Source organism: Dyadobacter psychrotolerans (assembly GCF_004349265.1).
GTDB classification, from domain to species: domain Bacteria; phylum Bacteroidota; class Bacteroidia; order Cytophagales; family Spirosomataceae; genus Dyadobacter; species Dyadobacter psychrotolerans.
In genome coordinates this window covers 140033-163857 of record NZ_SMFL01000009.1, presented here as the reverse complement: position 1 = coordinate 163857, position 23825 = coordinate 140033, and the positions used below count along the sequence as shown (strand labels likewise).

Genomic DNA, 23825 nt, shown 5'->3' with positions numbered 1-23825 from the left:
TCAATGATTTTTGTTCGAACGCTGACGCTTTTCTGTTTTTTAGTTGTGATTACAGTTTCATGTAAAACCGACACAAAAAAAGAAACGGATAAAACTCCCGAAATATCCGATGTGTCAGTTGAAAACCTGGATCAGGAGCTGTTTGCAAGCAAATCGGTTCAAGATGTACAAATTTTTTTAAATAAACATCCCTATCTGACGCCGTTGTATTTTACCGATACGCAAGCTGACACGGCACAGCTGGCAAATCATTTATTTAATATTCTTCAAAATCCCGGTTTGCAGGAATTTAAAACCCGGATCGACACGATTATTGGTGACAGAACTTTAAATATTGTAAACCCGCTAAAAGAAGCATTTGCTAATATCAGGGAAAGTTATCCCGACTTCAAATCACCGAAAATCAAATTTATAATTACAGGCTTTACCGGAAATGATCTGTATATATCCGATTCTCTGATCATCATTGGTCTGGATTATTTTGGCGGACCCAAAGCGGGTTACCGTCCGGATGTTTTTGATTATCAGTTGAGAAGATATCAAAAAGAGTATATCGTTCCATCCGTTATTTTCTTTTTGTCCAATCAATACAATCATCTTAATGCAACGGATCCAACCTTGCTTTCAGAAATGGTAGGATATGGAAAAGGATTTGAATTTGTCAAACAGGTATTGCCCAATACGCCTGATAGCCTGATTCTGGGTTATTCATCAGAAAATTTGAGCCGGACTTACAACAGTCAGCAGGATATCTGGGCTTACTTTATTACCAACAAGCTGCTTTATGAAAAAAATGAATTGAAAAAGCAGAAGTATATTGGCGAACGACCTTTTACTACCGAAATAGGCAATCAGGTTCCGGGTGGAATTGGGCGTTGGGTTGGCTGGCGGATTGTTTCTATGTTTATGGAAGAAAATCCTGATTTGACACTTCCGGAACTTATGAAAATGGATAATGCCATGCAGATTTTGCAGGAATCAGGATATAAAGGGCAAAGGGACGAAGAGAACTAAGTTTTTGATTACTTTTGCCTGTTGAGATTTTGACTATATAAGCTTTCTTTTAATAGAAATGTCATCAAATAGAACAATTTTCCTGAATTAAATCTGACTACCGTTTACAATGCCGATAACGCTTATCATTTTTCTTTTGGCCGTTCCGGGCTTTGTAATCGTAGGCGTGTATCTGGAACGTAAGGTTTCTGCTTTTATACAGGACCGGATGGGACCGATGGAAGTTGGTAAGTGGGGACTTCTGCAATTGTTTGCGGATTTGCTAAAACTGCTTCAAAAGGAGGATATTGTTCCCAAAGCCGCTGACCGCCGTCTTTTTCTGATTGCTCCCATCGTAATTTTTGTTTCTGTTTTTGCAGGTTTTGCCGTGGTACCGCTCGCTCCGGCGCTTGCAGGTTCCGGCGCTGCCGTTGGTGTCTTTTTTCTGATGACGATTATCTCTGTTGACGTTATCGGTCTTTTGATGGCAGGGTGGGGCTCTAATAACAAATTTGCTTTGTATGGAGCAATGCGTGCTGTTTCGCAAATTATATCCTATGAGGTTCCGCTGGGGCTCTCTATCTTGTGTGTGGTGATGCTCACACAAACGTTAGATCTTCAGGTTATTAGTTTTCAGCAGGGAATTTTTAGCCCGGATACCATCTATCTTTTTGGTATGAAACGCCTTGGAATTGATGTAACTTCTGTAGGTGGGTTTTTATCCTGGAATATTGTCCGGAATCCGTTTTTGCTGCTGGCATACATCGTGTTTTTCATAGCTTCTTTGGCAGAATGCAATCGTGCACCGTTCGATTTACCGGAAGGAGAATCAGAGCTTGTTGCTGGTTTTCACACTGAATATTCGGGAATGCGCTTTGCATTATTTATGCTTTCCGAATATGGCATGATGCTGCTGGTTTCTTTGCTGGGAGCAATACTTTTTTTGGGTAGCTGGAATACGCCTTTTCCAAACATCGGACCGGTAAGATTGGCGGATTGGACCAGCGGTGAGCCAGGGACGTGGCTTGGTTACCTAACCGGTGCTTTCTGGCTGTTATTTAAAGCACTTTCCGGTGTATTAGTTCAAATGTGGGTGCGCTGGACACTACCACGTCTGCGTGTTGACCAGCTGATGTATCTGGGATGGAAAGTGTTAACGCCTGTGGGGCTGGTATTATTCTTTATTTCGGGTGTCTGGAGACTGATCGGGATTTGACGGGTGGTCTTTTTATTCCGCTATTTCAGCTCCGTCCAGAATATAATTCATTTTGTAAATATCATCAGCGTTCAGCATAAGTGTACCTGTCAGTGTAAGACGCTCATCGGTTTTAAACTTTCTGGAATTCTTTTTGAAGTTTAGTGTCATAACTGTTTCCGGTCCTGCACCTCCGCAAAAGAAACATGCACTAAAAGGAAAGGCTGATAACACATATAAGTTAGCATCCAAATCAACCGGAAGGATGTAACCTGTAATACTTACCTGCTGATTTTTTAATTTCTGAACACTTGGGCCAAAGGTCGGGTGAAGCATGTAAATCGATTCTTCGGCATACCATTTCTTCTTGAAAGTAACATCCCTCAATATTTCCCAAGTCAGCTTAACCGGAGCATTTGAAGGAGTAAATGCAAAAAGGGAGGTTGCAAATGCAAAAATTATGAAGAAACGTAGTGATTTCATGAATGTTATCTTAATGGTAAGCCTGATCAGTTAGTCAACAAATTTAAGAAGAATATCATTCCTCAGCCAGAGTACGGGATATATTCAGTTTGTAAATTCCCAGAGATGGCAAGGCTGCTGCCAGCAACCCAAGGACAATCGCTGCGGCAAAAAGGTAAATCTCTTCCGGCAGGAGGTTAAATTCTTTAAGCGAATAGTGAAAATCCTTCTCGGTCGATTTGTTAAACAGATACAATCCGATTCTGCTCAGACCTATTCCGGCTACATAACCAATCAAAGCAAGCATCAATCCTTCAAGCAAAAGCATAAAAAACAGGCGTGTTCTTGTCGCTCCCATGGAAAGCATCAGTGCCATTTCGTATTTTCTTTCTTTTAAGGAATTATAAAGAGAAATAAATACACTTACACCGGCAATGGTGATGATAATGATAGCAAGGTTTTGCAACGTTTCTATACCAACGCCAAGAAGTGAAAATAACCTGTTGATTTCAATACTGGGAAGAGCAGCCTGCATTGAAGTGTTTTCATTTACCTGACGCGGTAAAGTAAGCAGGCCCATCGGGTTTCGGAACTGGATCAATGCACTGGTAACCTGTTTTTCATCTTCATGATGTTCTTGGGAATGTTCATCACCCAGCAATTCAGACGTTGGTTGTGCTGGTTTTTCTGCATGGCCATGTATATCCCAAACACTGGAAAGGCTGGTGAGTATCAATTGATCTAAAACCGATCCGGTCGGGTCGAATATTCCAACAACCTTATATTTTTTGTCTCCATGTTTATCTCCTTCGGAATCAAGACCGTGTGAGCTTTCAAAACTATCGCCGATCCTGAGACCAAGATTATTAGCCGCATTACTTCCTAAAGTGACCTCCATGGATTGATCGAAAAGTTTTCCGGAAATGACCTTTGCCTGGAAATGTTCCGGATATTTCGCCGATGTTCCTACAATCCTGAATCCTTGGTAATTATCTCCCATAGATAACGGGATAACGTTTTTGACAAAGGGATTTCTTTTGAGACTGTTTACCTCCGACAAAGGGATGTTGCCGGTAGGAGCATCGATCTGATAAATGCTGCTGAGTATAAGCTGCAAGGGGCTTCCCTTGGCTCCCACAACCATATCAATACCACGAATGTTACGCCTGAATTGCTCGTCCAGCTGTTTGTTAAGCAAAAGGAGCAGCGAAATCATTCCAATCCCAAGCGTAAGAAGTAACGCGCTGAGAAAACTGTTAAGCTTTTTCTCTTTAAGATTTGCAACACTGATTTTAAAAAGGTTCATATTAAATTTAAAGATTCTTCTGTTCGGCGGTTTGAGTTAAGCCAGTTATTCAAGAGCTGTTATAAAAAGATCTGATTAGCAAATTCGTCTTTTAATCGCTGATCGTGCGTTACAACCACCAGGCTGGCGTCAATAAGTTTGGATTGTGATTTTAATAATTCAATTACTTTTTGGCAATTATTATCATCCAGACTTGAAGTAGGCTCATCTGCAAGTATGACATTGGGGTTGTTCATTAATGCTCTTGCGATGCTAACTCTTTGCTGCTCGCCCTGGCTTAGCTGATTTGCTTTTTTAGAAAGATGATCTGCAAATCCCAGTTGTTCAGCAAGGCAGATAGCTTTTGTCTTGTCCTGTCGCTTACCTGCAAAGTAATTGGGCAGCAAAATATTGTCCATTACAGAAAGTGAGCTGGTAAAATGAGCACGCTGATAAATTATACCAATGTTTTGTGCCCTGACCTTTGTAATTTGGGAGGGTGTAAAGCTGCTAACCTCATTTCCTGCAATGTTAATTTCACCGGACTCCGGTTTGAGTAAGAGAGCAAGTAAGTGCAGCAAGGTTGTTTTACCTTTACCCGACTGTCCTAAAATGAGCAGGGTTTCACTGTCTGCGCAAAAAATATCCGGAAAGTTAAAGTGCTTTTGACTTGAATATGAAAATTGAAGGTTCTTGCTGCTAATCATCAGGGAAACGGTTTTTTGACCTATACAATGATAAGGAAGTTTTTGCCTTTTAAAGAAAAATAAGCAGGATTTAATTGTAGCTAAAGGCAGCAATGGTGCGAAGAAGTGCGTATATGACTCTGGGTGGTAAAGACGGTTACAGAAATTTTAAAGCCAGCACAAATAAATAATAAAGAAATACGTTGAAAAGGAGATTAATCTATGGAAAACCGACAACTGTTTTATTTTTGCAAAAAAAATGATCCCAATGCGTAGAAATTTTGAATTGAAAGGAGTAACCGGAGCGCTGTCGCTGATCTTGACTATTGGATTTTTATTTACAGACGGAGAGGTACTTGCGCAGAATCGCGGCATTTTTATGCCTTATTCTTCTGTCGGCGTTGGCCTGGGTACCGCAAATTATTATGGGGACTTAGCTCCTTACGGAACACCACTTGCTTCAACATTTAAAATGATGCGCTGGAGTGCAGGCGGTAATTATACACGCCATTTTACTCCCCGGTTGGCTGCAAGAGCAGGATTTACTTATGCAAGAATTGCCGGTGATGATTACATCATGAACCGAAGCTCAAAGCGTGAAAGTAATGTTTATTATGCCCGAAATCTGCATTTTCGTAATGATTTGAAGGAATTCTCTTTACAGGGAATTTTTAAATTAACTCCTGATAACCGTAGTTATGACAGGCGTCCACAACTCGGAGTTTACCTTTTTGCTGGTATCGCTTTAACTGCACATAACCCCAAAGCACTGGATTCTCTAAAAGGAGACTGGGTTAAATTGCAACCGTTAGGAACAGAAGGTCAGGGTAATGAAGGTTATGAAAAACCCTATTCCCTTGTTCAATTTGCAATTCCGTTTGGGGTAGGGGTTCGTTACAAAATCAATTCGAAATTTGATGTTTCTGCCGAGCTTGGTTTCCGGTATACTTTTACGGATTATCTGGATGACGCGCATGGAAACTATGCGGATCCTGCTTTATTTGCGGATGATCCTCTGGCCGCTGCCATGGCAAACAGGTCAACAAACCCGGTGGCCGTGAGAAAAGGCGCTGACAGAAGCGAGGCAATAAAGAAGTTTCTTCAGGTCAATTATTTGATTGATTCCAATGATCCTTTAGCAACGCTTCCAACTACCGGTTTTGCGTCAGCAGGCAATCCGAGGGGAAATAGTCCGACGATGAAAGATGCTTACATGGTTGGGACGATTAGCGTTCATTATATTTTGCCTGCTCAGATTAAATGTCCTCCACTGAAGTAACTAGGTATCCAATTGAATTACCGTCATAACATTTTAATGAATAAATACTTGCCCAAGGTTCTTTTGGCAAGTATTTGTGTTTTTATTCTATCAATTGCTCACACGGCTTCTGCTCAAAAAGTCGAAATAGGAGCTGGTTTGGGCGGATTCAATTATAAAGGTGATATTGCTCCCAATTTTCGGTTTCGATTTTTCAAGCCGGGTGGAAGTTTGTTTTTCAGATATAATCCCAGTCAGGCGTTGTCATTACGGGCGGAGCTCGCCGGCGGTTTAATCGGAGCTGATGACGCTGCCAGTAAAGATCCGTTTCAGCAGGCTAGAAATATGTCGTTCCGAACAAGAATTATTGAAGGCAGCGCGGTTGCAGAATACAACTTTCTGGATTACGAAGACAGGCGTTTTGCAGTGAACTGGACTCCATATCTATTTGGTGGTGTCGGTTTGAGCAGTTTTAAACCGGATATTAAAACCAGTGATTACAAAACGAGTTCATTGATACTTCCCTATGGTGTAGGTATAAAATATCAGATTCGTCGTCCCTGGAATATTGGGCTGGAATATGGTACACGGAAAACGTTTACGGATTATCTGGATAATTTAGGTGGAGATCCGGTTTCAACCGATAAACTTCAGCAGGGAGATCCGTCTCGCAAGGATTCGTATTACTATGTCCGATTGTCTGTAACGTACACCTTTTTCAGGATATTCTGCCCCAAATGATTTATGAAAAAACCTCTCCTCCTCATTGTTTCTTTTGTATTATTCCTGGTAGTCAGTTTTTTAGTCTATAAGCGTTATACCAAGTCGTTCAGTCCTGAAGCCTCTGTTGTTTATGACCAGAGGGGGCTGGAAATTGAGGTGAGTTATGGCAGGCCTGCAAAAAAAGGGAGGTATATTTTTGGCAGACAGCAGGACAATGCCCTGGTTCCTTATGAAAAAGTATGGAGGACAGGTGCCAATGAAGCGACAATCATTGATTTACCACAAAATGTAATCTTCGCAGGAAAACCGGTAAAAGCTGGCCAGTATTCGTTGTGGACAGTGCCGGGGCCGGGTACCTGGAAAGTGATTTTGAATTCAGAAACCGGTCAGTGGGGGACAGAATATAACGACGGAAAAGATGTTTTCCAGTGTGAAGTCCCAATCCGGATCCGGTCGGGAATACAACAGTTATTTACCATTTACTTCGAAGAACAGCCAGTTGGAGTAAATATGATTTTAAGTTGGGATCAGACAGAAGCGGTCGTTTCTATCAAACCCCAATAATTTTTGCCCTTCCAACCCTTTATTATGTTTGTCGAAGCCATTGAAAACGTGGACAGGTTTACGCGTCCCGTTCATTTTATTTTGCGTTATTATACGGGGACAGATATCGTACCGGGAACTGCCACCTTATTTTTTGTTAATCAGGATGGTTTTGCGGTCACATGCCGGCATGTTGCAAGGCAGATTCTGTATGCCAATTCTGTTTACGAAAACTACATGAAGTTTTCAGGCGAGTTGCGAAGGTTTGAACGCGATCCTAGTTTCAACACACAGCGACAGTTACTGGAAAGCAAGTATAAGATCAACGCAGAAACTCCGGTCAGAATACTGTTTAATTTTATCAATTGTGTTTCAGCTTATAAAAGTCTCTCAGTTCACCTGCATCCGACTCAGGATCTGGCCATCATCCAGTTTAAGGATTTTTCTTCCCTGCAATATCAGGGAGCTGCCCGGTTTCTGAAAGATTCCAGAATGGTGAAACAGGGTAGGTATCTGTGCCGGCTGGGTTATCCTTTTCCCGAGTTTACCAATTATCGGTATAATAAGGATATCAACGATATTGAATGGTTAAAAACAGGCCGGATCAATACGCCCAGCTTTCCCATAGACGGAATTGTTACCAGGCACATCGGAGAGAATAATGAAATTACGGGTATTGAAATGAGTACGCCCGGTTTGCGCGGACAAAGCGGAGGTCCGTTGTTTGATCCTGGTGGAATTATTTATGGGATGCAAAGCTCTACCAGGCATTTACATCTTGGGTTTGATCAGGTTAATAGAGAAGTAATTACCGACGGGCATCGTAAAAGAGTTTCAAATTATCCTTTTCTAAATGTTGGTCAGTGTGTTCATGTGGATGTGATCAAACAGTTTCTTCGCGAGAAAAAGGTATCATTTTATGAATCCGACGATCTTGGGTAGTTTTTACAGCTGATTTTCTTTTTAATAGAAATGTCTGCTAAATGGAAACTACTGAAATACGATCATTTGAACAACAACTTGAAGAGCCGTATGAGCTTCCGGCAGAATCGGTTGCTTTTTTTAGAGAATACGGATATGTGAAACTCAAAAATGTGTTAAGTGACTCACTTCTTGCTTACTATGGAGATATTATTACTGAATGGGTTTTTAAACTTAATCAGTTAACCAAGCCCATGGAAGAAAGAACGACCTACGAACGCGCTTTCCTTCAGGTTATGAATCTCTGGCGGGAAAATGAGGAGGTGAAAGATTTTGTATTCTCAAAACGACTGGCTAAAATCGCTGCTGATCTGATGGAAGTAAAAGGTGTCAGGTTATACCATGATCAGGCGCTTTATAAAGAATCTTCCGGAGGTATCACACCCTGGCATGCTGATCAATTTTACTGGCCCCTTTCCTCTCCTAAAACGGTGACTGTCTGGATACCTTTACAAAAAACTTTGATGGAAATGGGGCCGCTGGCTTTTGCGGAAAAAAGTCATAACGTGGAAATAGGACGCAATCTTGAGATCAGTGATGAAAGTGAGGCCATTATGGCTTCCCAGCTTACACAGTTTAATCTCAACGAAACGCCTTTTGATTTGGGAGAAGTCAGTTTTCATTCGGGGTGGTTGTTCCATCGGGCTGGTGCCAATTTATCAGGCAGCGCCAGAAAAGTAATGACAATGATCTATATGGACCAGGATCAGCTTATCACCCACCCTCAGAATTCGTATCAACAGGCAGACTGGGAAACGTGGCTGGCATCAAAAGAGATTGGCTCTCATCCTGACAGCTATCTTAACCCACTGCTTTTTAGTTATTAATTTATAAAATAGATTTCAGTTCTTCCAGTCTGCGGATATCATAAGTTGGCTCCTGGTCGAATTTTAATCCGGCGGGATTGTAGTAAACGGTGTCCAACCCAAACTGCTTTGCACCAAGCACATCAGCCACCCAGTTATCACCAATCATGATACATTCTTCTTTGTTAGCTTTTGCAGACTCCAAAGCGTAAGCGAAAATTCCAGGGTCAGGTTTTTTTGCGTTGGCATTTTCAAAAGTGATCACATTTTCAAAAAAATGGCTTATTCCGGAACTGGCGATCTTTCGTGCCTGTATTTCGGTGAATCCGTTGGTGACGATATGCATCTGATAACCCGCAGATTTAGCATAGTTTAAAGTATCCAGCGCACCTTCAAGCAAATGTTTTTTATCAGGTAATGTATTCAGGTAAAGGTCACCGATTTCCAGATGATTGTCCGGAAGAGCAATACCTAATTCTTCAAAAACCATCAGAAACCGGTTTTGACGTATATAGCTATGGTGCAATATTCCTTTGTCAAAATCATCCCAAAGGCGTGTATTGATACGTAAAAACGATTCTATAAAATGCTCTAATGACGTCACGCCGCATTCTTTGAGCAGCATGTTGTGAAAAATATCTTCCAGTGATTCTGACGAGTTTCGTTCAAAATCCCATAGTGTATGATCGAGATCAAAAAAAAGATGCTTATATTTCATTTCTGGGAAAAATTCAATATTTGGAAAAAGTTCAATTATTGTAAAAAAATGATTTTTATTAAAATTTAATTTCAAATTTGATCTGAATGGCCGGCCCTTGTCGTATGTTATTTGATAAGTTCAATTATTTGGTATAATATGAACACGGAAGCAGTTTGTGGCGGAAATAGTTATAAAGTTACCCTCAGGTTGTTAACATCTGTTAATTGAAAAAAATTTAGTAAAAAAAGAAACATAAACATTTGCAAATCATTTGGCAAATCTATTTCTTTGATTAACAATATTGAAAAGACCCGCATCAGCACTTCATTTTATCATTTTAAAAGAAAGGAGAAACAATATCGACGAACCGCTCTACGTTAACTAAATCGAATAGTAAAAATGGAGAAAGTCCAAGTTAGCGACAGTGAGTTGGTAACATTGTATATCCGTGGTAATGAAAAAGCCTTCGAAAAGCTTGTTCAGCGCCATAAGTCCAGAATATACACCACTATTTATCTGATTGTCAAGGACCAATATGTTGCCGAGGATTTATTACAGGACACATTTATTAAGGCCGTTGACACGATAAAAGGAGGTAGATATAACGATGAGGGCAAATTTTTGCCCTGGATCATACGAATCGCACACAACCTCGCCATTGATTATTTCAGACGCGATAAACGCTACCCCAATGTAGTGTTCGAAGATGGAAGCAGTGTATTCAATACGCTGGACTTTTCGGAAGATTCCGTAGAGTCAGTCCAGATTCGGCAGGAAACACATGAGCAGCTTAGGGAGATGATCCAGAGGTTGCCGGATGTACAAAAGCAGGTACTGATCATGCGTCATTATGAGGACATGAGTTTTCAGGAAATTGCTGATGCGACGGGTGTGAGTATAAATACGGCATTGGGTAGGATGCGTTACGCGTTGATAAATTTGCGTAAGCAGTTCAACCAACGTGCCCCACAGTATGACAAAAACTTTTACCTACGATGACGTTGTCCGGTATTTATATTCGGAGACAACAGAAAATGAAAACGACCAGATTGTTGAAGCCTTAGCGCTCGATGACGATTTGATGAACTTTTACATTGATTCTCTGGAAATTAAAAGCCAGATGAACAAAATTGTCCGGAATCCAACAGATCGGACGATAGGTCAGGTTCTCAGATATTCACAACAATTTTCACCAAAAAGACCGACTGCTCTTTCTTGTTAAAGAAGCCGCCGGTCTTTTTCTTACCAGCTAGTGTAATATTAGCTGGCTTATTTTGTTAGCTCAGGACGGATAAATCAGCCGCCCTGGTTTTATATTGTCATATCTTGACATTTTGATTATTTATGCAGAGAAAAGAGCGTTTCAGATTACTTCTGGATTATTTTACCACAAACTTTCCGGAACCTGAAACCGAACTTCATTATGGCAATCCTTACGAGTTGCTGGTTTCAGTTATTCTATCAGCGCAATGCACGGATAAGAGAGTTAATATTGTTACGCCTCCGCTTTTTGAGCGTTTCCCGGATCCGGAATCGTTGGCTTTATCAAATGCAGAGGAAGTGTTTTCCTACATTCGCTCCATATCTTATCCCAATAATAAAAGCAAACATTTGGTAGGTATGGCCAGGATGCTCGTTGATCAGTTTGACTCGGAGATTCCCGCATCAATTGATGAGCTTCAGAAACTGCCGGGTGTGGGAAGGAAGACGGCAAATGTGATTGCTTCCGTAATATTTAATCAACCGGCTATGGCTGTTGATACACACGTTTTCAGAGTGTCGCACCGTATAGGGCTTGTGCCGTCTACAGCGACAACACCTTTTGCCGTGGAAAAAATGCTGATGAAACATATTCCTTCCGCGCTTGTACCAAAGGCGCATCACTGGCTTATATTACATGGGCGTTATGTATGTGTGGCACGCACGCCTAAATGCGACATCTGCAATTTAAAATTCTTTTGTGCGTATTATGAAAAGAGAGTGGTTGCTTAATTTTTTCATAAAGTTTGCAACCATTTCCAATTTTATAGAGTCTACCATGCTGTGGAGTTTTTACAAATTTGTATAAATCAAAAATAAAAGTAAAAAAGATGATTAGTAGGTATTTGAAAATGAGCGTTCTGTCTGCTGTTGTAGTGGGGTTGGTGTCGTGTAATAAGGGGATGGATAACAGTGAGGAAGAGCAGAAGATTGTAGAAAATGAACAGGCTATTGAAAAATACATTGCTGACAGCTCACTAAGTGTAACCAGAGATTCTCAGGGGTTTTATTACTCAACTGTTACCTCAAATCCAATAGGAACTAAGGCTGCGGTAGGAGAAGAAGTGACTGTTAGGTATAACATGTATCTTTTAGACGGTACTAGAATTTGGACATCAGAAAGAGATACTGTCAAGTCTAGTAAATTTCCCTTTTATACAGGATTTCGCTTTGTTTTGCCAGGGATGGAGCTGGCACTAAATACCATGCGTACAGGTGAGAAGATTAAACTTCTGGTTCCCTTTTATTTAGGATTTGGTAACTATACTAATGTACTGACGGGCTATTCAACAAACGCAACTATCCCAACATATTCACCGGTTAGAATAGACATGGAGTTTGTAGGCAAGCGAACAGAAATCGAGCAAATTAATGAGTATATAGCGGCAAAAAAACTAACGGTATCTGAAAGAACAAGCGATAACTTAGTAATCGTTAAAACAACCCCAGTTACAACAGGAGATACCCTCGGATCAAACAAGGCCGTTAAAATCAAGTATGTAGGTAAGTTGCTTGACGGAACTGTTTTTGATCCTGGTACTAACCCCTTGGAGTTTACCACCGGCACAGGTAGAAATAATCTCATTACTGGTTTTGACCGCGGTATTCGTAGGTTAAAAACAGGAGAGAAGGCAACTTTAATACTACCTTCTGCTATTGCTTATGCTAAAAATGGCGTCGTAAATTCTGCACAGACTAATTTTTCTATAAGACCATATCAGCCAATTGTGTTTGAGGTTGAGGTTTTATAATAAGTTATTAAAAAAATAGTTAACTCCTTCATAAAAGAAAACACCTCCGGATGGCTGAAAGCAAGTCCGGAGGTGTTTTCTTTTCAGTGATTTATTCTAATCATATGAATTATTCTTTCAATTTCATTTGATGTTAACCCCGACCCCGACGGCAAACAAAGTCCCTTCTCAAAGATACCCTCAGCCACATTTCCTCCAAAATAAGCTGCATCTTTAAAAACCGGTTGTAAATGCATGGGTTTCCATACCGGCCGGGATTCAATGTTTTCTTCTAATAGGTGTTTTCTTATACTTCCCCGGGTCGTTCCTCCTGATAAAGTCGGATCGATTAAAATAGCAGTTAACCAGCGATTAGAAAATGAATTGGGAGTTTCTTCCTGGAAAGTCAGGCCGGGTAGATTTTTTAATCTTTCCTCGTAAAAATAGTAGTTCGCTCTTCGTTGGTTTACTCTTTCTTCAATCACTTCCAATTGCCCTCTGCCAATTCCTGCACTAATATTACTCATCCGGTAGTTGTAGCCAGTTTCTGCATGTTCGTAGTGAACAGCATCTTCCCGCGCTTGCGAAGCTAAAAACTTGGCTTTGGTAATCAGATTTTCTTTGCTGGATAAAAGAGCGCCTCCACCAGAGGTCGTGATGATCTTGTTGCCATTGAAGGAAATAACACTCATTTCGCCAAAGCTGCCCAGTTTCTTTCCACGGTAAGTTGAACCCAGGGCTTCAGCAGCATCTTCAATAAAAGGAACTTCATATTTTTCGCAGAGGTATAGTATTTCATCCAGCTTGCAGGGCATTCCATATAAATGCACGCCGATTACCGCTTTGGGTTTTCTGCCGGCTTGTGTATAATACTTTAGAGCATCTTCCAGTGCGTCCGGGCAAATATTCCAGCTCTCTTTTCACTATCAATAAAAACCGGGGTGGCTCCCTGATAAACAATCGGGTTTGCACTGGCAGCAAAGGTTAAGGACTGGCAAAGCACAATATCATTTTGTTTGACATTTAAAAGAATGAGCGCCAAATGCAAAGCTGCTGTTCCGGAGTTTAACGCTGCGGCGTGTTTGCTGCCGATATACTTGGCCAGCTCTTTTTCAAAATTGTCAATGTTCGGGCCGACGGGGGCAATCCAGTTTTGTGCAAATGCCTGTTCAATGTATAACATTTCCCGGCCGCTCATGTGTGGCGGAGAAAGCAGGATTTTGTTTTGCGGATTCATTATATTGTCCTGATAATTCTGCCCGGATTGCCGCGAACTATGGAACCGTCAGGAATGTGTTGTGTGATAACGGTGCCGGCAGCTATAAAACAGTTGATTCCTATTGTGATATTTGGACAAACAACGCTTCCTGCACCAATGAATGTATTTTCTCCAACATTTACGTTCCCGCATACAATTACGCCGGGAGCAAGATGCACGAAGTCAGCGACCAGGCAATCATGATTTACACTCACGCGAGTATTAATGATAACATGATGGCCAATTACTGAGCCTGTTTGTATAATGCTCCCATGGAGCATAACAGCGCCCTTGTTAATGATGACATCCGGATCAATAAGTGCCGATGAATGCTGAACAACTCCAAAAGTATGGCTGACTTTTTCCGAGACAAGACGTCGGGTCTTGTTGTCTCCGATAGCGATTACCAGTGATTCAGTATCAAAAAGAGACGGACTGTATTTACCATGAATGGTAACACCCGAAATTTCAGGTCTATCGGGTGCGTCATCAAAAATGGCAGGTACTTGTTCACCATCGACAAGTAAGCAGCTTAGAATCGCTTTGGCATGTCCGCCTGCGCCGTAAAGAAGCATAAACTGTTGATTCAGATTGAAACTGCAGTTAGTACGGCAAATCAGGTTTTTGGTAATTAATTGACATATTAAATTTTACTGCTTCCTGTAAATTTATCAGGAATGGAAGTTTCCCTCTTGATCGTGGTTGTCCTGAAAATCAATTTCTTAAATGTCAGAAAAAGTATTTTTATATCAAGCCGCAGCGAAACGTTGTGAACATACCAGACATCCAGTTCAAATTTCTTTTCCCAGGAAATTGCGTTTCTGCCATTGACTTGTGCCCAGCCGGTAACACCGGGTTTTACCTGATGACGCTGAAATTGAAAAGAATTGTAGAGAGGTAAATATTCTTTGAGCAAAGGTCTGGGACCTACCAGGCTCATTTTTCCCGATAATACGTTAAGAAGTTGAGGGATTTCATCGAGCGACTGTCGCCTTAACCAATGGCCTACTTCTGTAATACGTTCGGAGTCTGATGATGAAGCATCCCTTTCATCAGCCATCGTTCTGAATTTAATCAGCTTGAAAAGTTTTCCGTTTAAACCGGGGCGATGCTGATAAAAGAAGGGTTTTCCTTTATTTACAAAACATAACAGCAGGGTCAGTAAAAGAAAAAGCGGAGAAAGGATGATCAGTCCGCTCCCCGCTAATACAAGATCTAAAATTCTTTTTCCTGCCGGTTTATACATTTAAACTAAAATAACTCAGGAAATGATACAGGATTCGTTTCCCGCATCATGTTGTAAGCCTTTTCCAGTACGTCGTCCATGTTTGGCTTCGTGAAATAATCTCCGTCTGAACCATAGGGAGGACGATGGTCTTTCGCTGCAATCGTAACAGGAGCGGAATCCAGCCAGCGATATGCCTGTTGTTTTTCGATTACCTGCTGCATCATATAGGCCGATGCGCTGCCCGGAACATCTTCGTCGGCAAAAATAACCCGGTTCGTTTTCTTGATAGACTCAACAATACTGCTGTTAACATCAAATGGTAAAAGCGTTTGTACGTCGATAATTTCAGCTTCTATACCCAGTTTTTCAAGCTGTACAGCGGCTTCCATCACAATCCGGCACATCGATCCGTAGGTTACGATTGTTATATCCTTTCCTTCTTTCAGGATTTCAGGTTGTCCCAGCGGAAGACAAATCTCACCGATATTATCAGGAAGCACTTCCTTTTGCCGGTATGAATTTAAAGGTTCGATTACCAGGGCAGGATCATCACCTTTTATCAGTGTATTATAGAACCCGGCTGCCTGGGTAAAGTTTCTTGGGACAATAACATGCATTCCGCGAAGGCTGCTCAGCATCGTCCCCATCGGAGAGCCGGAATGCCAGATTCCTTCAAGGCGATGGCCACGCGTACGTACGATCAAGGGCGCTTTTTGACCGCCGGCGGTGCGATAACGTAATGAAGCAAGGTCATCTGTTAAAGTCGCTAATGCATAATAAATATAGTCAAAGTACTGAATTTCAACGATAGGGCGCAAACCGCGCATTGCCATTCCGATGCCCTGACCGATGATCGTCGCTTCACGGATACCGGTATCGGTTATCCTGATCTGACCAAATTTTTCCTGTAAGCCAGCCATGCCCTGGTTCACGTCACCGATCATACCTACATCTTCGCCGAGCGAAACAATACGCGGGTCTTTTTCGAAAAGTGAATTAAAGAACATCCGGATCACTTCGCGGCCGTCCACGGTTGGACTTTCCTCCGAGTAAACCGGTTTAACCGGCTCAACCAGCATGGGTGATTCAGGCGAATTACTGTAAAGATGGGTGCTGAATCTTTCGGCATTGTCTTTCAGGCTGGTTCTAAGACAATCCTGTAATTCAGTTTTGCTTTGACTGCTTTCTGAGGCCATCAGCCGCAGCGCTTTACGAATGCTGGAAACCATATCCTTTCTGACAGGCAGATAGGTTTTGGATAATTCCAGAACAATATTGCTTATTTCAGAAGTAAACGCACTCTCCTGCATTGCATTTTGCAACAGCTGAATTGTGCCCAGATATTCTTTATCAAGATCTTTTCTATAAGCCTGCCATGCCTGATTACGGGCCTGGCTTGCTGTTTCCTTTGCTTCGGCTTCAATGCGTTCGAGTTCTTCCTCGGTTGAATACCCGTTTCTGAGGATCCAGTCCCGGAATCTTAAATTACAATCCCGGTCATTTTCCCACTTCAGCCTTTGTTTGGATTTATATCTTTCATGCGAGCCGGAAGTGGAATGGCCCTGCGGCTGAGTTAACTCTGTGACATGTACTAAAACAGGTACCTGCTCTTCCCGGCAGATTCTGGCTGCGCGTTCGTAGGTTTCAATCAATGCAGGATAATCCCAACCGGAAACGGTAATAATTTCCATGCCCGGTTCATCTTCGTTGCGCTGAAGACCGGCCAATGCTTTTGATATGCTTGATTTAGTCGTCTGATATTCAATAGGAACTGAAATTCCGTAACCGTCATCCCAAACCGAAGTCAGGAGCGGAATCTGCAACACGCCTGCTGCATTCATTGATTCCAGAAACATGCCCTGAGAAGTGGAAGCATCACCGATGGTAGCAAAAACAATCTCTTTTCCCTGATCTGAGAAATTGGTCAGGTATTGAATATCCTTATTTTTTTTGAACAGTTTTGAAGCGTAAGCCAATCCTACCGCACGGGGAATCTGACCCGCGGTGGAAGATATATCACAAACCGAATTATATATTTGGGTCTGGTCCAGCCACAGCCCGTTTTCATCCAGCCACCTCGTAGAAAAATGCCCGTTCATTGACCGGCCTCCGGTACTCGGTTCATGCTGTAAGTCAGCATGTGCATACATTTGGGCAAAAAACTGCTGCCAGGTAAGGTTCCCCAAAGCGGCTTCAATCGTTTGGTCCCTGTAATATCCTGAGCGAAAATCGCCTTTGCGAAATGCACGCGCAAGTGCAATTTGTGCTACTTCTTTTCCATCTCCAAAAATGCCGAATTTAGAACGGCCGCCCATTGTATCCTTTCTTCCCAATAAACTTACCTGGCGACTCTCGCAAACCAGGCGATAGTCATCTGTAATATTCTCCTTACTCAACACGCTGGAACCGGTCAAACTATCATTTTGAAGCATAAGCAAAAGTTACGGGGTATGAATCCGTAGTTAAATTACATTTTTTTGGATGCAAGCCAAAATTATGCAGGAAATTAATATTCCCAGCAATATTCACAACAACTTTAAAGACCTTTGTTAATATTGGTTAATGTTTATTAAATTTAACTTTTAAGCACTAATCTTGTTCTTGAATTATTTTTTTCACCACTAAATGTAACAATCCGATTATGAAAGTATTTTTTTCAGCACTGGTTTTATTCATTGGTTTAACCACTGTTAGTTTTGCCCAAAAAGGTGTTTTGAAGTTTAAAGAAGAAACACACAAATTCGGCCAGGTTCCTCAGGGCACTCCTGTTACCAACATTTTTACGTTCACCAACACCGGATCTGATCCTGTTGTGATCTCTAACGTAACTGTTTCTTGTGGATGTACAACTCCTGAATGGTCTAAAACTCCTGTTCTTCCTGGAAAAACCGGAACCATCAAAGCAACATTTAACGCTGCTGCGGCTGGTCCTTTCAATAAGCCTGTTACTGTTTTCAGTAACACAGAAGGTGGTTCAATTACTTTATACCTGAACGGTGAAGTGGTTACTAAACCTGCTGCAAAATCTTCAAAGTAATTTAGACTTTACCGTTAAAATCCTGGTAGCCATCTGAGTAAGATGGCTATTTTTTTGTGCCTATAAACTATGAAGGGGTAATTTCTAGTAATCCGACAAGTCGCGGAACGACCGGCGGCGGGTTACTTTCAGGTCCTGAAGGATACTGGATTTCACTTTTAACGTGAAGTTGTAATTGCTTACCCGTGATGCACTTCCTGCAAAAGGTGTCCAGCTTAAACTCATGTCCCAGCAATGTAAATCGCGGTATAATGTCAGCGAGGTAATTGTTGGTTGAAATGCAGTAAAGTCGAAACCGGTATTTACACTGATCTTAAAATTCTTTGAAAGGCTCAAATCGCCTGTAGCCTGTACTGCCTGAATAAGCTGTGCACTGGATAATCCAGGCTTTGTCAGGCCAAAGTTGTAGTTCAAAGAAATATTCCAGGGTATGGTAAAATCCACGTAGAGATCGGGATTATTCTGTACAAACTCACGCTGTTCCGGTGTTGACGTGCTGTTACCTCCCGGTGCCGGTTTCTTCTTGTCCGAAGAGCTTTTGGGAGAAAAACTGGTACCAAGCGTAAATCCAAGGTTCTGAAGACCTGCAATACCTTGTCCCTCGGTAATTGCATATCTGTTTATTTTTGTACCAATCTGGTTACCAATAACATTTGGGTTGGCTTCATAAGCATAAGGATCCAGGTTCATGTTAAAGTTCAGATTGAGGTTTTTCCCAATCCGTGCGTTGGCATTTACTGTAATATTGGACAAGTTGAGTGAATCTGCCAGTAAATTGTAGCTTCCTCCTAAACTCAGGTTATCAAGCAAAGAAACCTTCTCAAACTGGGATGCAGCGGTGTCACTTTTTGATTTCAGTTTCATCTCAAATGAGTTGTTCAAACTAAATGAAACGACACTGGAGGCCCGTCCGTCGCTGATACCCGTTCCGACGCCGCGAAAGCGTGACAAACGTTTTGTGTCGCCGGCTTCATTATATTGAACTTTTTCGTAAAACCCAAAACTTTCGCCAGTGAAATCTGGTGTATAACTGAAAGATAAAGATGGAATTACAGTATGTCTTATCGCTTCCAGGCGTCTTCCCCTGACAAAAAAGGTGCCATAGAAACGAGTATTTAATCCGCCACCAAAGGAGTAAGAATATTCTGTTCCGGGTTTGTTAAGTGTGTCTATCTGTACACTGTTTGCGCCTGCATAAGTATATTTATATTGCTTGGTAAATACTTCACCCTGCAGCGACATACTCGGGGTTAGGTTTATGAAACGAAGTATTTTAAAGTTTGGAAGTGAAATGGGCAAGCTGTAACGTCCTGTAAACTGGGCATCCTTTAGCATAAAAGGTAAATTGCCAATATTAAAAGGAATAACTTGAGCAGTATTAACCCGTTCAGGTGCTACTTTGATGTTACTCACCCGGAAACCAAGTCTTGAAAAGGAAGTATCAATGGCTGAGAGGGAATTTGTCAGGGCATAGTTTCCGCTAAAATCCAGGCCCAGACGGAAACTTTCATACCATCTTCCTGTGCCGCCATTTAGGGCGAACGGAGCAATTTGGTTTACACCAAAACTGAAATCAGAAGAAATATTCGTTTTTCCTCCTTCTCTTCTTTGTGTACTGTCATTAATTTGTCCAAAGTTCTGATTAACCCTTATACTTGCTGCACCGCGCAGATATTGTCCCATCGTACGAGTATACTGAACGGATGACGTAGCAACGTTGGAGGTGTATTTTGAAATATTGAGCTCCTGTGTTTGGTTATAACTATTACTGGTGACATTCACGTTTGCTGAAAAGGTCGAATTTCCTCTCGCTTTTGGAGCGTGCGACCATATCAAACTGAAATCATTGGAAACACCCTGTCCGGAAGCTCTTTTAATTTCATCACTGGAACGGTTGCGCGCAATCCGGAAGGCAAAATTTCCATTGTACTGGTAACGCCTTGAATACGTGGATGCCAATCCCACTCCCCAGCTTCCGGATGAGTAAATCTGTCCGGTTATGGAAGCATTGATAAATTCACTTATTGCAAAATAATAACCTCCGTCTCTGAGGTAAAAGCCTCTTCCATTGGGTTCTTCGCCATAAGTCGGGAAAAGAATACCGGAGGTTCCGATCTCTTTCTTTTTTGGGAAAGGGAAAAACCCAAAAGGCAACGCTATTGGCAAAGGGACATCGCCAATCACCAGGTTAAACGGGCCGGAAATAACCTGCTTCTGGTTGACCATTTTAATTTTGGGAGCATTGATAAAGTAGTGCGGGTGCGTCAGGTTACAGGTTGTATACATCGAATGCTGGATGTAAAAATTTCCTTCAGCATCTTTTTTTACTTTTTCTCCACGAATGTTACCATCGCCCTCAGTTGTTATAATCCCCTGAATTAAAGCCTTTTTTGATTTGAAGTTATAACGGATCTCCTTCGTATTGTAAGTTTGTGCTCCATCCTGGAAAATGGGTTCCCCAACCATTTTCTTCGCAGTTGAATCATAGGTTCCAATTGCATACACTTCATTGGTAACCCAGTTTAGTCTTATATAATTAGCTTTCAGGTTAATGGTTCCGTACGTTACCACAGCATTACCATACAGATGCACTTGTTTTAAAGCAACGTCCGAAATCGTAGAATCATCCGAATCATATTTAACTATATACTGCAGATCATCAGGATTGGAGAGCGTATCCGATGCAGTTGAATCCGTTGCCACCGCTATCGAATCCCGGATGGCTAATGAATCTTTGGAAATAGATATAGCTGATTTAGAGGAATCTAGCGGGTTTTTGGGCTGTACCTGTTTGGGTATACCAATCGTGTCCGCCTTTGACGCAGCCTGGTTAGAACCCTTTTCTTTGTTAAGGTTTTTCCCTGATCGCCCCGAGCGCAATTGCACACATCCCACTGTGCCTATTAAAAGAAACGCGACAAATCCCAGCGATATAATAATCGCCTTTCTTTTCAGTTCTAACAAATAGAGTATTTTTGCATAAGAATTCAAAATTAGTGGAGAAACCGCTAATGAGCATCGCCGTAACTAAAAAATAATGTTAAAAGTTCTTAAAACCCTGATTACAGCCTCATTCTTAATAGCCAGTCTCGCGTTTGCTTTCCAGCAGGAACCGGTTATCGCACATGTAGACAGCAGAGTTAATACGGTTGTAATAGATGCCGGCCATGGAGGAAAAGATCCCGGAACCAGAGGGCGTACTACTAAGGAAAAAGATGTTGCTCTGGCCGTTGCTCTGGAACTTGGCAGACAAATTAAAGAAGAAACGCCGAATGTTAAGGTTTTATATACCCGGTCAACCGATGTATTTATTGAATTAGGGGAACGTTCTGCTTTCGCAAACCGTAATAATGCTGACCTGTTTATTTCAATTCACTGTAATGCTACGCCTAATTCAAGAAGTGTAAGAGGCACAGAGACGTTTGTGATGGGTTTGCATAAAACTGAGGGTAACCTGGATGTTGCGAGAAGGGAAAACTCGGTTATTTTACAGGAAACAAATTACAAGCAAAAGTACAAGGGATTTGACCCCAGTTCCCCTCTGGCACATATCATGCTGGCAAACTATCAGAGTGCGTTTATATCAAGTAGTTTGCGATTTGCACAACAGGTTGAAAAGAAGTTTCAGTCCGTTTCCGGGCGCGACAGCCGTGGTGTAAAACAAGCGGGTTTTCTTGTGTTATGGAGAGCGTCCATGCCGAGTGTACTTATTGAAACCGGGTTTTTGTCCACACCCGATGAAGAAGAGTATTTAGGTTCAAAGGACGGCCAGGAAGAAGTTGCCAAATCCATCCATGAAGCCTTTAAAGTATATAAAAAGAGTATGGACAGTTAACCAGTCGGGTAACAAATAATTTTGTTTTATGCTTCGGTTATAACCAAAGCAAATTTTTAGCTCATGAAAATATCAAAAGAAGCGAAAGTAGGAGCAATGGCTATTGTTGCGATTGTTATGTTATACTTCGGCTTTCACATCCTTAAAGGTTCTGATGTTTTTTCCAGAACATATACTTATTACGTTATTTACGACAATATTGACGGACTTACAGCTTCCAATCCGGTTTTACTGAACGGGTTAAATGTCGGACGTGTGCAGGGTATTAAACTTCTTCAAACCCGCCAGAATAAACTTCTGGTAAGTCTGGATATACAAAAAGGTGTGGCGATACCCGAAGGATCCATTGCAACATTGGCCGACGGAGGTCTGTTGGGAGGAAAAGTAATCCATTTGGTACTTGGCAAATCCGCAAGTGCTTTGTCTGACGGGGATACTTTGTCGGCTATGAAAGAAGCAGGGATTTCGGCTTTGTTACAGGAAAAGGCCCTTCCGCTTGTAACACATGCTGATTCTTTGGTGAGAAACCTTGACCTTGTTGCTGCCGGTTTCAGAGAAACAGGACAGATATTAAATCAGGTTTTGAAAAACTACGACCAGGCAGGAAGTGATGTGCAGGGATTGCTTACCGAAAACCGCAGAAATTTACTGGCAATTACAACCAACCTTAATAAACTTTCAACTTCTTTGGTAGAAACGGAGAAGGAGCTTAAACCATTACTTGCCAAAACCGGCACACTCGCAGATTCACTTAATGCTTTACGGCTTGGAGAAACGGTACAAAGCGCTAACCGCACCATTGCTGAGCTGCGTCAGATACTGGCAAGCGTTCAGTCCGGAAAAGGAACCGCAGGTAAGTTGATTAAAGACGAAACGCTTTATAACAATCTGAATAGCACGATGGTTAGCCTCAATAAACTGATGACCAATTTGCGTGAACATCCAAAACGGTATGTTCATCTTTCTGTTTTTGGAAAAAAAGAAACCGGCCCGGCTGAATCCGTACCTGATACAACTACGCGGATCAAATAGGCGATTTCGTCTGCTTCTCTAAATTTGTTATATTGCTTAAAGAAAAACGGGAAAGGAGGATCTTATGTTGACGAAAGAGGAAGTAACAGATGTTGAAAATGTTACAGAAACCGAAATTCCCGAATCGCTGATTTATGAAGTGATGGACAGTCAACCATTATACTACCGTGGTTATAAAGAGGTTTTGAATAAAAAAAAATCTCTGGATGATATTATGGGAAGCAGCACACTACAAAGCTTTATCATCAGTTATTTACTCAGATTCATTTTTAGAAATCTGAATGAACAAAAATATATTTCTCTCACCAATGAGTTAGACTTACACCTGGGTGAAGGGACGAATCTTTCAGGGGATGTAAATATTTTTGACCGATCTGTGTTTACAGCAGCCAATGTCCATAATAAGTATTCTGATGTTGCTCCCAATATCGTTTTGGAAGTGGATACTAAAATTGATATTTCAAAGGACAAGGATCTGGACTATCTTCATATCAAATCGCAGATATTACTAAATTTTGGAGTTGAAAAAGTAATCTGGATTTTTACTGCAAGCCGGAAAGTAATGATTGCCAGGAAGGATACTGACTGGATTACGAAGGATTGGAACCAGGATATTGAATTATTAGACGGGCATTTTTTAACATAGCTAAGTATCTTTCGGATGAGGGCGTAAAGCTGGAAGCCGACGTTTAAAACATATTAACATTGAATAAAAGTCGTTTACTTACGGGTGAACGACTTTTTATTTTTGAAGGCAGCTAATAGGATTAAAGGCTTTTTGTCTTATTATGATATTCAATTCAATCATCAAAC

The 23825-nt window shown here is 41.5% G+C and carries 23 protein-coding genes and 1 pseudogene; 15 read left to right on the top strand and 9 right to left on the bottom strand.

The window, feature by feature from the left end:
- Window positions 1-3: 3 nt before the first annotated feature.
- Together E0F88_RS22365 and E0F88_RS22360 are read left to right on the top strand one after the other, a co-directional pair.
- Window positions 4-1014 carry a gliding motility protein GldB-related protein gene (locus tag E0F88_RS22365; protein ID WP_131960510.1) on the top strand — a complete coding sequence of 337 codons (1011 nt, stop codon included), beginning with the start codon at window positions 4-6 and terminating at the stop codon, window positions 1012-1014.
- Window positions 1015-1123: 109 nt separating this feature from the next.
- Window positions 1124-2209 carry a complex I subunit 1/NuoH family protein gene (locus E0F88_RS22360; RefSeq protein WP_131960509.1) on the top strand — a complete coding sequence of 362 codons (1086 nt, stop codon included), beginning with the start codon at window positions 1124-1126 and terminating at the stop codon, window positions 2207-2209.
- Between the two features lie 12 nt (window positions 2210-2221).
- Here E0F88_RS22360 and E0F88_RS22355 read toward each other — a convergent pair whose 3' ends face one another.
- The 3 genes from E0F88_RS22355 to E0F88_RS22345 are packed head-to-tail and all read right to left on the bottom strand — an operon-like array spanning window position 2222 to window position 4642.
- Complete coding sequence (locus E0F88_RS22355) at window positions 2222-2671, bottom strand: YEATS domain-containing protein (RefSeq protein WP_131960508.1); 450 nt, start codon at window positions 2669-2671, stop codon at window positions 2222-2224.
- Between the two features lie 55 nt (window positions 2672-2726).
- Complete coding sequence (locus E0F88_RS22350; protein ID WP_131960507.1) at window positions 2727-3956, bottom strand: ABC transporter permease; 1230 nt, start codon at window positions 3954-3956, stop codon at window positions 2727-2729.
- Between the two features lie 59 nt (window positions 3957-4015).
- The gene (locus E0F88_RS22345) at window positions 4016-4642 is read right to left on the bottom strand and encodes an ABC transporter ATP-binding protein (RefSeq protein ID WP_131960506.1); all 627 of its coding nucleotides are present in this window, start codon (window positions 4640-4642) and stop codon (window positions 4016-4018) included.
- A 247-nt stretch (window positions 4643-4889) separates the two neighbouring features.
- Between E0F88_RS22345 and E0F88_RS22340 the strand changes: the two genes are divergently transcribed.
- From E0F88_RS22340 to E0F88_RS22320, 5 genes are read left to right on the top strand one after another with little or no spacing between them, the layout of a single operon-like run.
- Complete coding sequence (locus tag E0F88_RS22340; protein ID WP_165940128.1) at window positions 4890-5900, top strand: DUF6089 family protein; 1011 nt, start codon at window positions 4890-4892, stop codon at window positions 5898-5900.
- 36 nt (window positions 5901-5936) lie between these two features.
- Window positions 5937-6620: a type IX secretion system protein PorG gene (gene porG, locus E0F88_RS22335; RefSeq protein ID WP_131960505.1), complete on the top strand. Its 684-nt coding sequence runs from the start codon at window positions 5937-5939 to the stop codon at window positions 6618-6620.
- A 3-nt stretch (window positions 6621-6623) separates the two neighbouring features.
- Window positions 6624-7166 (top strand): DUF2911 domain-containing protein, encoded by a 543-nt coding sequence (locus E0F88_RS22330; protein WP_131960504.1) that lies wholly within the window; start codon window positions 6624-6626, stop codon window positions 7164-7166.
- A gap of 24 nt (window positions 7167-7190) precedes the next feature.
- Window positions 7191-8087, top strand: a complete 897-nt coding sequence (locus tag E0F88_RS22325; RefSeq protein WP_131960503.1) for a S1 family peptidase — start codon at window positions 7191-7193, stop codon at window positions 8085-8087.
- Between the two features lie 41 nt (window positions 8088-8128).
- Window positions 8129-8953 carry a phytanoyl-CoA dioxygenase family protein gene (locus tag E0F88_RS22320; RefSeq protein WP_131960502.1) on the top strand — a complete coding sequence of 275 codons (825 nt, stop codon included), beginning with the start codon at window positions 8129-8131 and terminating at the stop codon, window positions 8951-8953.
- Window position 8954: 1 nt separating this feature from the next.
- On the opposite strand, the gene E0F88_RS22315 is transcribed toward E0F88_RS22320, so the two are convergent.
- Window positions 8955-9650: a YjjG family noncanonical pyrimidine nucleotidase gene (locus E0F88_RS22315; protein WP_131960501.1), complete on the bottom strand. Its 696-nt coding sequence runs from the start codon at window positions 9648-9650 to the stop codon at window positions 8955-8957.
- 381 nt (window positions 9651-10031) lie between these two features.
- Here E0F88_RS22315 and E0F88_RS22310 point away from each other — a divergent pair, with 381 nt between their 5' ends.
- The 4 genes from E0F88_RS22310 (at window position 10032) to E0F88_RS22295 (ending at window position 12643) form a co-directional block, all read left to right on the top strand.
- Entirely contained in the window at window positions 10032-10631 is a 600-nt protein-coding gene (locus tag E0F88_RS22310; protein ID WP_131960500.1) for an RNA polymerase sigma factor, read from the top strand.
- On the top strand, window positions 10606-10854 hold the full coding sequence (locus tag E0F88_RS22305) for a hypothetical protein (RefSeq protein WP_131960499.1): 249 nt from the start codon (window positions 10606-10608) through the stop codon (window positions 10852-10854). Before E0F88_RS22310 ends, E0F88_RS22305 begins: the two co-directional genes overlap by 26 nt.
- 122 nt (window positions 10855-10976) lie before the next feature.
- Window positions 10977-11624 (top strand): endonuclease III, encoded by a 648-nt coding sequence (gene nth, locus E0F88_RS22300; protein WP_131960498.1) that lies wholly within the window; start codon window positions 10977-10979, stop codon window positions 11622-11624.
- A 68-nt stretch (window positions 11625-11692) separates the two neighbouring features.
- Complete coding sequence (locus tag E0F88_RS22295) at window positions 11693-12643, top strand: FKBP-type peptidyl-prolyl cis-trans isomerase (RefSeq protein WP_131960497.1); 951 nt, start codon at window positions 11693-11695, stop codon at window positions 12641-12643.
- 83 nt (window positions 12644-12726) lie between these two features.
- Here the strand turns inward: E0F88_RS22295 and E0F88_RS22290 are convergent.
- From E0F88_RS22290 to E0F88_RS22275, 4 genes and pseudogenes are all read right to left on the bottom strand, one after another.
- A pseudogene (locus E0F88_RS22290) lies at window positions 12727-13805 on the bottom strand (DegT/DnrJ/EryC1/StrS family aminotransferase).
- 53 nt (window positions 13806-13858) lie between these two features.
- Window positions 13859-14455: a NeuD/PglB/VioB family sugar acetyltransferase gene (locus tag E0F88_RS22285; RefSeq protein WP_131960496.1), complete on the bottom strand. Its 597-nt coding sequence runs from the start codon at window positions 14453-14455 to the stop codon at window positions 13859-13861.
- A gap of 68 nt (window positions 14456-14523) precedes the next feature.
- Window positions 14524-15126, bottom strand: a complete 603-nt coding sequence (locus E0F88_RS22280; protein WP_131960495.1) for a sugar transferase — start codon at window positions 15124-15126, stop codon at window positions 14524-14526.
- 5 nt (window positions 15127-15131) lie between these two features.
- Window positions 15132-17540 (bottom strand): alpha-ketoacid dehydrogenase subunit alpha/beta, encoded by a 2409-nt coding sequence (locus E0F88_RS22275; protein ID WP_131960494.1) that lies wholly within the window; start codon window positions 17538-17540, stop codon window positions 15132-15134.
- A gap of 209 nt (window positions 17541-17749) precedes the next feature.
- On the opposite strand from E0F88_RS22275, the gene E0F88_RS22270 reads away from it, so the two are divergent.
- Window positions 17750-18145: a DUF1573 domain-containing protein gene (locus E0F88_RS22270; RefSeq protein ID WP_131960493.1), complete on the top strand. Its 396-nt coding sequence runs from the start codon at window positions 17750-17752 to the stop codon at window positions 18143-18145.
- Window positions 18146-18229: 84 nt separating this feature from the next.
- Here the strand turns inward: E0F88_RS22270 and E0F88_RS22265 are convergent, their stop codons facing one another.
- On the bottom strand, window positions 18230-21109 hold the full coding sequence (locus tag E0F88_RS22265; protein WP_131960492.1) for a putative LPS assembly protein LptD: 2880 nt from the start codon (window positions 21107-21109) through the stop codon (window positions 18230-18232).
- Window positions 21110-21182: 73 nt separating this feature from the next.
- Here E0F88_RS22265 and E0F88_RS22260 point away from each other — a divergent pair, with 73 nt between their 5' ends.
- The 3 genes from E0F88_RS22260 to E0F88_RS22250 all read left to right on the top strand — a co-directional run bounded on the left by E0F88_RS22260 (window position 21183) and on the right by E0F88_RS22250 (window position 23658).
- On the top strand, window positions 21183-21980 hold the full coding sequence (locus E0F88_RS22260; RefSeq protein ID WP_131960491.1) for an N-acetylmuramoyl-L-alanine amidase family protein: 798 nt from the start codon (window positions 21183-21185) through the stop codon (window positions 21978-21980).
- A 63-nt stretch (window positions 21981-22043) separates the two neighbouring features.
- Window positions 22044-23012, top strand: a complete 969-nt coding sequence (locus tag E0F88_RS22255) for an MlaD family protein (RefSeq protein ID WP_131960490.1) — start codon at window positions 22044-22046, stop codon at window positions 23010-23012.
- A 64-nt stretch (window positions 23013-23076) separates the two neighbouring features.
- Window positions 23077-23658, top strand: a complete 582-nt coding sequence (locus E0F88_RS22250) for a Uma2 family endonuclease (protein ID WP_131960489.1) — start codon at window positions 23077-23079, stop codon at window positions 23656-23658.
- The last annotated feature ends 167 nt before the right edge of the window (window positions 23659-23825 follow it).